Genomic DNA, 15674 nt, shown 5'->3' on the forward strand with positions numbered 1-15674 from the left:
AAAACTTCGCATTGTATCATAATCTTTTTGTACAATGCGAAGCTCAAATGCTCTTATGCTTTTATAATGAACAAATCTTTCTTATAAAAACCTTCTACATATCCTTGCTGGATGGGGATATCATACTCATGATGTTATCTTATCACTTTCTAAAAGGAAATTATATCGATTATATTCTTCCTGAATCACATATATTGTGCTGTGTCCTCATCACTAATTTCAAAAAACGCCTTCAACATGCTCATGTTCAACGTTTTGCCAAACCTGCGCGGCCTGACTAATAAAGTAACTTCTGCACCAGAGTTTAATAAATCCCTGATAAGCAATGATTTATCTACAAAGTAATACTGTTCTTTTCTGATTTTCTTAAAATCACTAATGCCAAGGGGAAGCAGTTTATTCCGGTCACTCATCGATTTCCTCCTTCCGAACTACTATCTAAGTTATACGAATAAATAATTGTTTTTATTATATCACACATGTTGTACGTTATCATATCCATAAATACTCTTTTTCATAAAAAGACCTTTCAGGCAAAATATATCATTTGCTCCGAAAGGTCTTACGTCTTCTTTATTTGTTCCCATGAACAGCTTAATTACTGACACTGATAAATCTGGATTCCACTTTCACCCAATTTGAATTTGAAGCAGGGGCAATTCCTGGCTGTCCACCACTCGGCTCTACACAAATATAATACTCCTCTTGATAGAGATAAATAGTTCCCTTTTGTATAAGTGTATCAAATTGTCCGGCAGTTGTAATATTTTTCTCTGTTACCAATTTATCATTGAGTAGCTCTATTACTTTATTCCAATTATCTTTGTAATTCTTTATCTGTCCCATGCTGCCACAATCATATTTATCTGTAACTGTATCTTCTGTGACTAAATAATACTTATTGTTGTCTTGATAAATCCCAGCCGGTACCTGAATTAACTCTGTATCATGAGGCGGTTTTAATGAATCCGCTATATCCTTTAAGTCCTGAAAACTAGGCATACCTTCAAAAAATTTTAACTTACCATCTTCGATTTCTATGTACCCGTGCTCTCTATTAATTTCAGGTTCATCTGGCGTATCTGGATTATCTGGACCGTCCGGGTTATCTGGATTATCCGGGTTATCTGGATTATCCGGGTTGTCTGGATTGTCTGGGGTATCTGGATTATCTGGACCATCCGGGGTATCTGGATTATCTGGACCATCTGGAGTCCCGTCTTCCTTCCCTGGTCCTGAAATTGTCGGTGAATTATAGCACTCTATTGTCTTCGTGACCGTACAGGTATATTGATATTTTTCATTTCGCACTTTCAGGGTCACATCTACAAGGGGAAGCAGATTCCCGGTCTTTCCCTTTACGGTATCGAACCGCAGCTCCTGCACGTAGTAATTCATATACATATTCTCAGAATATTTCCAGTCGACCGCATCGTACAGGTTCTCATCTCCGGCCATGTTCTTCACTTCGTAGTAATGGATATTGAGCTCTTTTGTTTTTGCATCCCCGGGTGTCCGCTCTACAGCACTGATCTTGATATGGCTTCCTGTCCTGTCATACAGCTCGATTTCTGAATTATCCGCACTGATAATCACATGGTCCAGATTTTCCGTTCCTTTTGTCGTATCTGGGATATTTCGATCCTGTGCACCGGAAATCTCTCCCGAGATTTTGTCCATGAGCGTATCTGTGAGCTGTTCCGCATGTTCGATCGTTTTGAGCTTGTCATAAGACTTCCCCCAGGACAACAGCATACTGCAAGCCATTGTAAAAAGGATTCCTGTCAAAATAATCGTGACTACCATTTCGACCATGGTAAAACCTTTATTCGATTTTAAGTTTTCACGAATCTTGATCATCCATTTTCTCATCTAATCTTCACCATCACTATCCGACTATTTCTACGGTTCCTCTTCTTTAAACTCATAAATCGTGATTTCATTTCCTGTTTCAACCCTGATTTTCTGGTTCTCTAACTTGATTTTCTCCCCGTCATATAGAAATTGCAATGTCTCCCCTTTCTCATTGATTGTCACTGCAACCTTTGGAGTTTCTGCGGCATCATGTTTCTGTTTATAAAAGGAAGACAGCATGGACTCTGTATTCTCCCGGATTTCCTGAGAACGTTTTAATAATTTGCTGGACTGTGTGACCACTTTCGTGAATGTTCCGATCAAAAGCACCAGAACAACAAAACCAACAATTAATTCAACAAAGGTAGATCCTTTCCTGTTACCTGCAAGGGCGCCCTTATGATTTCTATTGAACTTACTCTGACTCTTCATCTTCCAGGCTCCCCCTTTCTTCCCCAGGATTGGTCATGAACCATCCCCAGATTTCCTTTCCGTCTTCTGGTTTGCTATCTGCACTATATGCCAACTCATAGGTCCTGGTAATCGTGCTGGACTGTTTTCCGACTTTGCATTTTACCGTAATGACCAGCGGCGTGCCATTTTTCTTTTTCTCACTGTCAGTTTCCGTCACCTTTTCACTGGTACTGCCCCAATACATCTCGACCGTAATATCACCGGCTAACTTACGGAATGACTCATCCGCAATCGCACCTGTATCCAGTTGTAATTCCCGGGTAGCTGCTTTTTTACTATGATTGCGGTCTCCCTCTTCTTCCTCATCATAATAGGGCCATCCATTGGTCCACATATTTCGCATTATAAAATCAACCAGTTCCGGTGCTTGCTTCGTTCCCGGTTTTTTGTTCTTCGAATCATAGGAATAGATCGGCGTCCTTTTATCTATCATACTGCCGTCAAACGTAATATACCAGCTATTCCCGTCATTTTCCAGTTCCTCCCGGATCTCCTCACTTAATGAGACAGCTAATAACTGGCACTGTTCCTGATTCTTATACCCCAGTGAGGATTTATACATGGAAAAGGATAAAAGGAGCAGGGAGAGGCACAAAACCACAATTACAGCCATAACACACAGCACATAAACCAGCGCGGAACCTCGATTGTTCCAACTCCTTGAACTACTCTGGTCTTTCTTGCATTTCCAATTTTTCTTTTGATCCAACTTTTCTTGTACCTCCTTCCCGTCCTATTCTTTAATACTGACCCGCTGGACCGGATGAACCAGCTTTTCCATCCTTATGATCACATCTTATTTATCATCCGAAGGTTTTGGTTCATCCCCAGCAGTGCCATTTTGTGCATTGTGACTCTGCGCATTCTCGTTTTGTGTCGTATTCTTCTGTGCAGAATCATTCTGTTGACTATTTTCCTGCTCGTCGTTCTTTTGGGCACCCTCTTTCTGTGGATTTCCCTGTGTTTCCCCATTCTGCCCATCGTGATTCTGCATCTGGCCCTCTTCTGATTTCATGCTGTCTTCCTCAGAAGCCGGATCGGCCTTCGGATGTTCTTCTGCTGTCCTGATTTGAATTCCTGACAACTCCTGCCATTGCGTACAGCCGCCTCCGGCCCAATCAATCACTCGAACTTTGATATCCGTGATTGAATCCAGATTCTGTACTTCAAATTCTGCATTCCCGGCAGGCGCATACTTAAACTGCACATCTCCATCCGCACCTATGAATTGGAACAGGATGCCATAAGTTGTACCGCCCTGTGTTTCTGTAACCGTACAAGTCTTCTTATCCACATCTAAAGCTGCATCAAATATCGCCTGATATCCGTATAACCTGTTCTCATAAACGATATTCAGTATTCCATTCTCAAGATTTGCGGTACAACTGCTCTGTTCGGTATCGGTCTGCTTCACAGCATTTTTGCCATCCTGATACCACCAGTTCGTCTGATACTTTTCTCCTGATGCCTGGAATGTGATCTGCTGTGTATCCTGATTCAGTGCAAATTTCTTTATATTCTCCTCAATTCCAATCACATCTGGCAGTGTCAAAGCAAATGTATTTTCGGACCATTCCAGCTTACTTTGTGTCTTCATAAGCTCTGTTCCTACTTCATTTGCAGTTTCTAACATATAAGGAAAACCAAATGCCGTATCTTCCAGTATATCTCCCAGATAATATGCATTCTGTTCCTCACTGCAGGAAGGATAAGCCGTTCCATCCTTTTCGACCATAAGGTCACTGACTCGTTGATACTTTTTCTCCTTCTTGGTTCCTGCCATTGGATAAGCCGATGACAAATCTGTCTCCGTGTCATTGTAGAAAACATGATAATAGACCTCACCATCTGCTTTTACTACCCGTTCCAGATAAACCTGGGCAGCCTTACTTGCGCCGGATATGACAATCACATATTGATCTTTGTCATCCCGTGTATTCAGATACACCTTAGGCTGTTTTACGTTCGAATCTGTATAGGTTGTCTCATCAAACAGAGAAATACTCTCCCCTGCTGACTTCCAGCCTCCAGCTATCCTGTTATCCTCGATCTTCTTGAATTCCGGCAGGAGCGTTCCGTTCTCATAATCTTTCAAGAACAGAACAGAATCTACAGTGCTTCCCTTTGTTTTTGCATAGGTACTTCCATATTCCGCCAAATCTGTGATTCGGTAGATGTAATGGCTTCTCAAATCCCCTGTAAGCGGCACTTCTAAGGAATAACCTTCTCTTGCTGACAATGCAGCCGTTCCATAAGAAGGACTTTCATCTGCAGGAGTCGTTCCTTCGCTTCCGCGATACCAGGAAACTGTCTTGGAATCTTCATAGCGCTCGAAATTACCAGAGAGTCCTGCTGCCTTGACGAATTCCGTCTTGACATAGTCGGAAACTACCGTTCCATTTACCGCCTCTGCATCCGCAAGCACAAGAATCAGTTGTGTATTTTCCTGCCCATCAGACTGGCATTTCAGATACGACGTTGTGGTCATGGAACCTGCCCCTGTCTGCAGATCCAGCCGATATGGCAGATCCAGGCTGCCTCCGATTGGAAGCTCACCGACGTATCTTGCATTTTGAACATCCATACGCTTTGCCGCTGCTGTATCAGGTCCCTCTGTCCCTAAGTTCTCCATCTCCTCTTTATCTGTAGATAAGAGGTATATACTATATCCATTTACGCCCTTCTTCGCGTAGATCCAATCCATCTCCATCAAAGTATTATAATCGGACATTCCATCCACTTTTTGTGAATGATGTGCCATCTGGAACAAGAAATCCTGTGCATAATCTTCTACCGTTCCGGTCAGCGTAGTCTGTTTTACAGCAGCTCCTCCTGCAGAGTCTTCCTCCGTATGACTGTCGCCTGAATAATATACTTCTGTCTGTGACTCACTCAATTTCGGTGTATCATTCTGTGCACGCGGAATCCTGAATTGTACATAGCTGACTTTATGTCTGTCCTCATAGGTCCACAGAGAGCTGATCTCATTGTCAGCCGTTGCCCGAAATGCCAGTACCGCATACATTCCTGCAAGATCAGATAATTTGAGTGTCTGCACAGCACCGTTGCCATCCACGACCTCGATTCCCGTACCAGGCAGGTGATAGCTGCCTTTCTTTAAGGACCCTTCCAACAGAGCAGACGCATCCTTTAAGCGGTACTTCGGTTCTACATTCTCTACTATTTCTCCTGTCTGCCTTTCTCCCTGAGCCATATCAAATGGATATGTATCATAGAAGGTCATATTCAGTTCATATTTTCCACTTGACGGACGGCTGTGATCCCAAATATTGATATGAAGACCACTCGTATCCTCAAGAACGTTCATCTGATCCAGCGTCATAAATTCCTGTAAACTGTAAGTTTCCTGCATTTCCAGCTTGTCGCCTGATGTCGGTTCCGACATTTTTTCCAAAAGCGCTTCCATATCCGGTACATCCAGTCTCTTTGGAAGTGTCATCTCACTGCCGACTCCTGCCGGACCGTCCTTATAAACACTGGAATCCGCAGATGCCAATGCTTTCACGGAAATCTTGAGCTTTGTATCACCTGTAAATTCACCTAAATCAATTGCACGTACCAGCTTCGCCGAAGATGCCATTTCGTCCCCGCTCAAACTCAGGAATGTCCAGATTTCCTTGCGGTCGGCCGTGTAGGTCCCATCACTGTTTTTGGTAATTGTGACCGTCTTTTCCACTTTGTCTGCATGTTTGTAGATCTCTGAATCAGAATTCTCAATTATCTTGCTATAGATTACCGTATCAGCATCTTCTCCCTGAGAAATCGTGTAGCCTTCTGCTTCCAAGTCTTCTTTTAATGCCTGGATTGCTGCCGCATCATATTGGCTGCAAACAGTATCATCCTGGGTGCGTTCTGCGGTCACTGCATAGCCATCCAAATAATCTGGAACCTGATCCTGCTCTGTGTGGGAAATTCCCGTCCACTCTACATCATAATACAGATGATCCTTATCCCCCTGATGCAGGCTTACCTTCGGCTTGGAAATCCGCTCTAACGCAATCTTCACGTTAAATGTGTTCTCTGTATAGAACGGCAGCTTCTTTGATTCCGCTGATGCATCGTCCTCCGGTGAACCTACCCGAATCACACGAAGAGTCATGTTCTTATAATTCCAATTGCCGTTTGAATCCTCAAACGTATACTGGTTCGTCTTCACATTATCCTGTGAAGCGAGCAAGGTCCTACCCTCTGATGTCATTCCATATAACTGCAGATTATACACCGCGCCACTTACAACAGAGGCTTCATCCCATGTAAATGTATATTCTGCACCATCCCCTTTTGGCTGTACTGTACAGCTATCCTCTGAAATAACAGGATTTGGCTGAATCGGTATTTGTTTTCCAGCGTTTTCCGTCTGGTCGACAGATGTCCTCTGGCCATCTTCACTCTCGTTTACATTCAATTTATTCTGCTTGAACTGCTTGCCAAACTCACTGCTATACTCCATAAAGACACTATATACAACCGTATAGGTCCCGTCTTTTTCCAAACGAATCGAATAGCCAGGACGCAATTCTTTTCCGCCTTTTGCATCTTCCTGGAAAATAGCTTCTCCATTTCTGTCTGCATCTGTGAGTACCAGCAATTCATCTGCCTTAGCCCCCTCCTTTACAACATGACCATACTGGCAGATATACCACTGGTTCTTCCATGGATACGTCCTTATGGTGTAGTTGGTATAATCCTCCAGAAGCTCCGTCGGCAGTCCTGATAATTCACTGATGACCGTATTGGACCCGATACTTGTTACATGAGACTGTCCGTTTGAGACCGCAACATCGATTTTTGTACCATCTTCTAAAGTTAAATAGTCAGAAACTACCAATTCAGAGGCAATATACAGATCCACTGCATCATTCGTACCGCTTGTATTCGGCCTCTCTCCTACCTGATAACTTAAGCTATCCGGCGTATTCCCATAAAATCCTTTCCAGGTATCGTAATATAGGTCATTGCCTTTTAAATTGGAAATTCCATAAAAAGCTGACTGATACATGGTGAGTGCGGATTCAGATGCAGCTCCTTCCAATGCAGAAGCCTTCGTAGCATAATTGATATTATTTAGGTGGCTCATTGGAAGATCTTTTTCTGCCTTACTGGTATACTTCCCATCTGCTCCTACATTGATGGTAAATTTCAAATTATCTTTCGATACCACTTTGCTTGTGATTGTAGTGGATGCATACACCAAAATCTCTGTTCCTTCTTTAAAATCTCCTGGATTCTCAAGGACCGGCTTCCATCCAAACGCCTTACGGTCCTCCAGATAGACCAATTCCAAATGTATCTTCGGAGCGGCCTGCGGTGTGAATAACTGGATAGACTGTTGGGACCATTTTGAAACATTTTTAGCAGCAAACTGTCCATCCTGATTCCAGTCTGAAGCTGTCGGAGCCTTATATTGCCCCTGTTCGTCCTTGAAATTTTCCTGACTATCATAATAATTCATATATGCAGTGCCATTAACTGCTCTGATATAGAAATTCATCTGACTCTGATACCAATCCCGGTCAGGGCTCAACTCATACCCAATATACCCTGCATTGTTCTCGGTAGTCGTCACAACATTCGGTATATAGACCGGAGCGCTCAGGTTACTTATATCTGACTGATCCTGTGACTGATAACACATCTGATACCCATAGGCACCAGGAATCTCCTTGATCCTTAAGGTCACCTTTCCGCCCGCATTTCTTACCGTAAACTCTGGTGTCTTGTCATCTAATGGCAGATTATATGCATCCAGATAATACTGCTCTACTAACGTATAATCCCAGTCCTCTTTCGGCTGGTCTAAATCAGAATACGTAATATTCCTGAGCTTTCTTCCTGAGTCCTTCGCTGTCTTGGATGGAATCTGAATCATATTTAAGATGTTCTTACCCTCTTTGCTGGCTGACTTCAACTTATAATGTGCACCAGTGACATCCGCTTCTGTTTTTGCTGCATACATGGAGGAACCCGACTTTTCAGGGTCATCTAATGGTGCGTTGACATCATCCTCAATGCTGCCTCCATTCCTGATCTCCTCGAGCTTCTCCTCTGCTTCTTTTAATGCCTCTACTGCTTTCTGATAATCCTCCTTTGCATTCTCATATGCCAGATTCGCTTCCTGCCAATCCTGGGAGATTGCTGCATCTGCAACGCTTAATACATGGTTTTCAGTATTCGCCGGGTCATACACTAAATCAGCGGCCCCTTGGGTCGTGCTCGCTATAAATTTGTTGACTGTTCCGGCTGTACTGTAGGCAACTTCTTTTCCGCTTTCTATAAACTGGCTGATATTTCCTTGATACGATGCAATGCTATTTACATAAAACTTGATTTCTTTCACTTTTTCATTTGATGGAAGTTCAAATCTTGCATAAGAATTTGTCTTTCCGCTCTCTGTGGTTTTATCTAAGCCATAAGTCAAGAATTTTGTTGCATCATTTGGATCATCCACGGCTATCGCTTTGCAGAATGTATTACCATAATTTTCATATGCCGATACCTCTGGACCATCCTTAAATTTTACGGATATTTTATTTAGTGAATCTTCTGTCTCTAATTTTAGGTATTTCTCTGAATTATCCTGCGTAATGAAAGAGACCGTGTAAATATAAGCCCTAGTAAATCTTCCACTAGAATTTGCCCCCCAGTAGATACCGAACGATTTTATCTTCGGATAATTCAATGTCTGTACTTCCTCGTCTTGATTCAATCCAGGTACTGTTTTGGCCAAAGTAAAATTCAAATTTAAAGGATTGCCTTCCTTTATGTCAATTGCAGATTGAGCATTTTCGAGTTGGTAACCAACATCATTTGCAATATTCCCTTCAAATACACTATTAAATCCACCCTGATATCCACTAGATACATGCTTCATAACATCATGGTCATAGAAGTTCTTCTCTGCTAAGCTGTCATAATATACGTTATCTCCATACCCCGCATCATTTACCTGATTCAACTTCTCCTTCGCTTCCGCAACTGCCTTTTCGGCATCCGTTACTTTTACCTTAGCAGCCTCTACATACTGCTTTGCTTCCTCTTCTGTCATTCCAGCAGTAATTTCGCTCGTATAGTAATATGAGTTCACGATCTTACTGTCATCGTTCAATTTCTGAACCAAGCCTTTTCCTGAAAAATCAAAACAGTCCTGTATCTTGATCAGATTGTGTTTTGAAAACTCAATGCCATAAAAAGTACCTTTTGTACCACTGCCATAATTCCGACAGCGGTTCAGAGTTACACTTGTGTTATTCTCTGCATTCAGTATGATTCCTGCGCCATTGTTTGCAGAGATATCGCCTGCATTGATACAATCGTTTAATACTACGAGATTTGAGGAATTGCACATATTCGGCTTTCCTACCACACCGCCGGCATCTGCACCTGCAATCTTTCCAAGATTAGAACAACCTGTGACCATAATAGAAGTGTCGTCCGTCAAATCATAAAGAGATGCAATAATGCCTCCTGAAACCAGGCTATTACTATTTCCTACATTTCCAGTATTAGATGAGGATTTTATAGTTCCTCCATTATACTTCCATCTCCCTACAAAACCACCTGTATTAGAAGGTCCGCTAATATTTCCCGCATTCTTACTGTTCTCTATTGTAAAATCATTACTTTCCTGATTTTCCAGACGTCCTATGATTCCTCCGACAGCCGTACTATTCTTGATACCACTTAAATTCGCTACATCAGCATAGTTTTCCACATATTTCATGCCCTGTCCTGAACCGGACCAGCCGCAGATTCCTCCTGTACCGGAATCATTAATATAGTAATAATGTTTTATAGACCAGTTCTCTCCGGTTGACAATTTCTTGGTTTCAGACAGACCTGTCACAACAGCACCAGATTCATTGCGGCCCACAATTCCTCCAACAATACCTCCATTACCACTGATTGCAACCTTATCTACAGAGCCTTTTCCCTGATTATCACAGTCCTGAATCGTTCCGAAGTTCCATCCGGTAATTCCGCCGAGATATGCGGTATAAACCTTATTTTCATCTTTTGTATCTCCCACACCTGACTGGATGACTGTATGATCTTTTTCTGCATCAAGACCAATATAACACTGCTCAATTAGTCCACTTGCCAGATTTTTACCTGTGATTCCGCCGAGGTTGACAATATTACTTCCATTCCCTCCTGCAGTCACATTTCCGTCAAAGGAGCAGTTTTGAATCTGTCCTGCATTTGTTCCGGCGATTCCACCATATCCCTGGTCACTATTTCCCAAAAGTGAAAGCTTTCCAATCTGTGTATCAAGCACTCTGCATCCCTTGATTACGCTGGATGCACTGCTTTGCCTTCCGGCTACACCTCCAAGATTGCAGGAAGAGATGGAAGAAGCAGTCACAAGGTCTACATTCTTTATCTCTGTATATGGGGTACTCGCTGCCTCCCCGGAAATGATTCCATTTCCAGTATTTTCTCCGGCGATTCCTCCGGCACTGCTGCCATCGGCATATGCCTGAACGGTAGAATTTAAAATTTTCCCGTCCGACAATTGAATTTCCCCTTTATTTTTCCCGGCGATTCCTCCGACGAGACTTTCCTTTGTACTCTTTGATGTATTATGAACAGCTGCCTTATCAATACTACATTGAATAATGTCTCCGCTGTTCTCACCACTGATTCCTCCCGCTGCATCCCGTCCTGTAACACTCACCGTGACACTGCCCGTCACTTCACATTCTTTGATCACACCAGTATTCAGAGCACTGATTCCGCCAACATTGCCGGCCGCCGCCAGAATATTTCCGCGGTTCATACAATACACTATTTCACCATTGTTCTCTGCTACGATTCCTCCGGCATTTCCTGCCGTTGCCGTGACACTGCCCTGATTCTCACAATTACCAATAGATCCATCCAAGCTATTACCATTGTATGCACCAACAATTCCGCCTGCGTTTCCAACGCTTGCCGTGACATTGCACTGATTGATAAAATGATTGAGTTCACTACTGCTCTGTCCGACAATTCCTCCAACATTTCTTGAACCACTGACAGAGCCACTGATCTTAACCATATTTATCTTAGAATCTTCTTTATATGGCCATGACCATAAATTCCCCTCATTCTTCCCTACCAATCCTCCGACATTCGTATTGCCAGAAACCTTTACACTTTCTATCGTCTCTAATGTGCCTCTGGCATATACCATAATATCCCCGATATTACTTCCAAATTCACCATTGTATCCCGCAATTGCCCCCACATTATTACCTGACGCAGAAATATTTGCAGATTTCAGACTAATATTATCTATTCCGCCAAAGTTCTCCGCCGTAATTCCTCCGACATCGTTCCTTCCTGTAATGGTACTGCCTTCAATCCGGCAGTCCTCAATATTCCCAAGATTCACACCACAGATACCACCGACTTTATCCTTCACATTACTTCCAACACTGGATGCCTGGCAGTTCTGGATAGTCCCTCGATTAATCTCGCAAAGTCCACCCGTATAGGTCGCATTTTCCGACACACTGACATCTCCCACATCCCGGTTCCTGCAATTGTCCAAGGTGGTATTGCTGCCGACCTTTCCTATGATTCCTCCCGCATATGCATATGCGAAAGTCGCCGCATCTGCTCTTTTAGACTGCTCCTGTGCTGCACTTTCAGAGATGGTACCGCCTGCCGTAATAGGAGTCAGGTTCTCTACATCCTTAATCAACAGATAGTTGAAATCCTTGCTGTAACCTATCACACCTCCTGCAAATACATCCTCAGCAGTAAGGCTGCCCAGCCTGCTTGCTGTCGTTTTTGTTCCCTGCCCTGTGATAGACATCTCTAAACTTGGCGAATTAGCAAAACCAACGCTGTCGGAAATTGCTTCTGCAAAATTAGATGCAACCGATTCTGTCTGCCCAGCCTCTACAAGTAAAGCCTTTTGATAGGTTTCTATCCTTGCCTTATGATCTCCACCTGATTTCAGCACGACATTCAGGCCTATAAAGCCTCCTGCATATGCTTTTGCATTGATACTGCCCAGGAAGTTATCTACCTCGAACACGGTATTTATCCTGGAATTCGTACATACCAGATTGCCGCCGATGATTCCGCCTACAAAATATTTTCCAGTTACTTCATTCGGCTTTGAGACCAGAACTCTTGCCTCATGCTCATCATGATTTCCGGTCTGTGTATCCTGTGTATACTCAAGCAGACAGGAAGACGCATTTAAGCCCGCATAACCGCCCACGAAATCCCCTGATGACTTGATATGACCGCCTGTAAGCTCATAGTCTTCCACCAGCGCATCTACATCATTATAACCGACAATGCCTCCCACGTAATGACGACCAGAGATATAACAGACAGTGGACAAAGTCTCCCCACTACTGCCAGTTGCCGAGCCATTTTCATCCCTTGAGGTATTCCCGATGATTCCATTATTATATCCTGCAATTCCACCGGCGTAGTCTCTTCCCATATCCTCAATTGCACTTAGAATTTCCTGGTCGGAATATGTCCCTACATCACTGTTACATCCGAGGATACGTCCGGTATTATATCCGGTGATACCTCCGGCATAATCTCCCGTGGCAGCCACTACTCCTTGATTCGTCCAGTTTTTGATCTCGACCTCTAAATCACGGTTCTTTTCCGGTCTTACTGCATAAATCGTATCTGCCACATCTTTAAATGGAGTGCCATATTCATCATCCGCAAGGTAATGCCCATTCTGAACAACAGGGGCCGCATTACATCCGATAATACCGCCTACATAGGTATTACCAATGACATTCGCCTCATTGACACAGCCATTTCCATCAATTCCCCCTGTTAAGCCAGAACTGATTCCAACAATTCCTCCTACATATTTGTCTCCAAAAACATACCCCTGACGGCTGCGGCTTTCATTTTCCGTAGAACAATCTGTAATCTCACAGCCCTGATTGTATCCAACGATACCACCTACGTAGGTCCCCTTTAACTGTCTGGTGCCGTCCTTCACTCCCTGAATGATCTCCAGAGTGGTCTTGGAATCATACTGCGGGGAGCTGACACAATCTTGAATCCCAAACAATTCCTTGTCCTGCTTCTGTTTCTGATTCTGAGCATATCCCATAATTCCTCCGATAAACATCGGATTCTCGCTCTCTTCATCTGCATATACGGCGCCATAATTCTGGCAGTCCTTCACAGTAATCTCTTGATTGCCCTTTCCTGTCATCCATCCGGTAATACCGCCCACAAATTTGGACCCTGTTACATCCGCACGGTTCAAAAGCTTCTGGAATGTCAGATCACGGGAGGCATTTTCACTTTCGTGGACACCAAAAATACCACCTATGCACTCGCCCCATTCATCAGAATCATCCTCGTCTTTCTTCTTACCTGATTTCTTATCGTCCTCTTCATCAGCCTTCTTGTCATATGGTTTTCCTGAGACACGGCTCTCACCATAGGTATCATCCACCACAAGGTTCTCCAATGCTCCTTCATTGACTCCGCAGAATGCACCCACATTGTTGATTCCAGTCACCTGAATACCATCCAGAGTTATTCCACGTATTTCTCCTTCATTCTCCAGGAATAGACCCGTAGATTCTAAATCATCATCGTCCTGGATCTCGGCTTTCTCATTTGCCTCATATGTAATCTCTAAGCCTTTGATTCTGTGGTTATCCTGACTCAGCTTCCAATCCTCGAGGGAATATTTTTCCGTCTCAAACACAGAATCTTTCCTTAACTGAAGAATGGATAGGAACTGAGTATCCTTCTCTTCAACTTCGCCGCTGTCAAAGTAAAATTTATCCTTTATCAGCTTCTTCCAATCCACATCTTCTGTTAGAATCCACGTCATTTTCTGTGGAACCGTATAGGAATACTCATCCAGACTTCCTTCATTTCCCTTAAATGAATCCTTTTTCTTCTCAATATCTTCAATATACCGCATATTATAAAGGTGACGTGCATTGGCAATCTCATAGCTGTATGTAGTTTTGCCCTTCTCCTCGGCTGACGTACTCTTGTCCCCATAATACACATCGGATTCATTGCTCTTTTTCAGAGCCGTCGGCTTATATCCCGTACCGCTTCCCTTGATTTTACAGTAGATTCTTTCCGCGCTTAAGCCAAATCTATGGAAACTGTAGCTTTCATTGAGAATTTCATCGGCAGTATCCATATTTGGATACTTAGATCTTGTATAACCGCTCGTTCCAATCCCTTTTTCATCATACGCTTCCACATAATTCTGCGACGTAGCGCTTAAGTCTGCTGCATCCAGTACGAGATGCACCACACCGTTCTGTTCTACATAGAGATAGAATTTATATTTTCCAAGCTCCTTTGATGTCTTATTCCCTTTCTTGTCATACCAATACCTTTTCACAGTCCCTAACACTTGTTTCTTACTGTTATAAGAATCCGGCCACTTATATTTTCCGCCGTCTGTCGTATCCTTTGCATTCAAAATGATGCTCAGGCCGATATGATTGGAGGCTTCATTGTATACATCCACCTGATAGGTCAACTGGTTCCAGGCAGACTTCACCTTGCCAAGCTTAAAGGAAAGATTCAGTGTCTCTTCATTATTTAATTGTACATCCGTAATCACCGGCTTTTCTGCCTTCGGAGTGGTCGCTTTTGCCATCGTATCCACACCATAATATCCAAGCATTTCTTTTTTCCGCTTGGAGCGGGTACGGTCACAGATATTAATGGTCTTATCATCCTCTGGAGTCCCATAGGTGAAATTCTCCTGCTTGTCACTATAAAGCGCAGCAAAGACCTGACCATCGGAAGCAGAAAACTCCACGCAGACTACACCGTCACTTAGGATAGAGGTGTCATACAGATAGGTCTCAAGCATCTCATAAAGAGCCTCTGTAAGCGTCTCTTTCTCTTCGGTCATCCCGGTATAATTATCACTTTTATAGGCCTGATAGTCCTTCGGTGTTCCAATTAAGGAGTAGATCGTACCCTGGTATTTTGATTTATTCTGGGCGCTCTTCCCTTCGGATTCATACCAGATCTGATCCATATCATATGGAGTACCGTCATCCCCGATGATTTTCTTATCTGCCAGCTCGGAATCGATACTTTTTGCCCCATTTTCCTCCAACAGATCTTCCAATTCTTCCAGTGTGCCAGAATAACTATATTCCGTCAGACGGTTCTGAACAGCAGAAAAAATCGTCTGCGCATATTCATTCTGTTTCCTGAACTGTGCGTTCCGATACCAAGATACCAGACTGAGTATGATGCCGCCTGAAAGTATCAGTATGATAATTGTGACTACAACAAGCTCAACTGTCGTAAACCCTTTCTTATGATTTCCTGCTTTCCATTTATTCTGCATCTGT

Annotated in this window: 5 protein-coding genes; all 5 read right to left on the reverse strand. The window is 43.2% G+C overall.

Annotated features, from left to right (window positions below; genetic code table 11):
- Positions 1-185 precede the first annotated feature (185 nt).
- Positions 186-413, reverse strand: a complete 228-nt coding sequence (locus HGO97_RS09825) for an AAA family ATPase (RefSeq protein WP_216241125.1) — start codon at positions 411-413, stop codon at positions 186-188.
- 181 nt (positions 414-594) lie between these two features.
- Positions 595-1872: a pilus assembly FimT family protein gene (locus HGO97_RS09830; protein ID WP_216241126.1), complete on the reverse strand. Its 1278-nt coding sequence runs from the start codon at positions 1870-1872 to the stop codon at positions 595-597.
- Positions 1873-1902: 30 nt separating this feature from the next.
- A complete protein-coding gene (locus tag HGO97_RS09835; protein ID WP_216241127.1) occupies positions 1903-2286 on the reverse strand; it encodes a hypothetical protein in 384 nt (127 codons plus the stop codon).
- Positions 2270-3037 (reverse strand): hypothetical protein, encoded by a 768-nt coding sequence (locus tag HGO97_RS09840; RefSeq protein WP_216241128.1) that lies wholly within the window; start codon positions 3035-3037, stop codon positions 2270-2272. Before HGO97_RS09840 ends, HGO97_RS09835 begins: the two co-directional genes overlap by 17 nt.
- A gap of 87 nt (positions 3038-3124) precedes the next feature.
- Complete coding sequence (locus HGO97_RS09845) at positions 3125-15670, reverse strand: GLUG motif-containing protein (RefSeq protein WP_216241129.1); 12546 nt, start codon at positions 15668-15670, stop codon at positions 3125-3127.
- Positions 15671-15674 lie beyond the last annotated feature (4 nt).

Origin of the sequence: Faecalicatena faecalis (assembly GCF_012524165.2) — a bacterium.
GTDB lineage: Bacteria > Bacillota > Clostridia > Lachnospirales > Lachnospiraceae > Faecalicatena_A > Faecalicatena_A faecalis.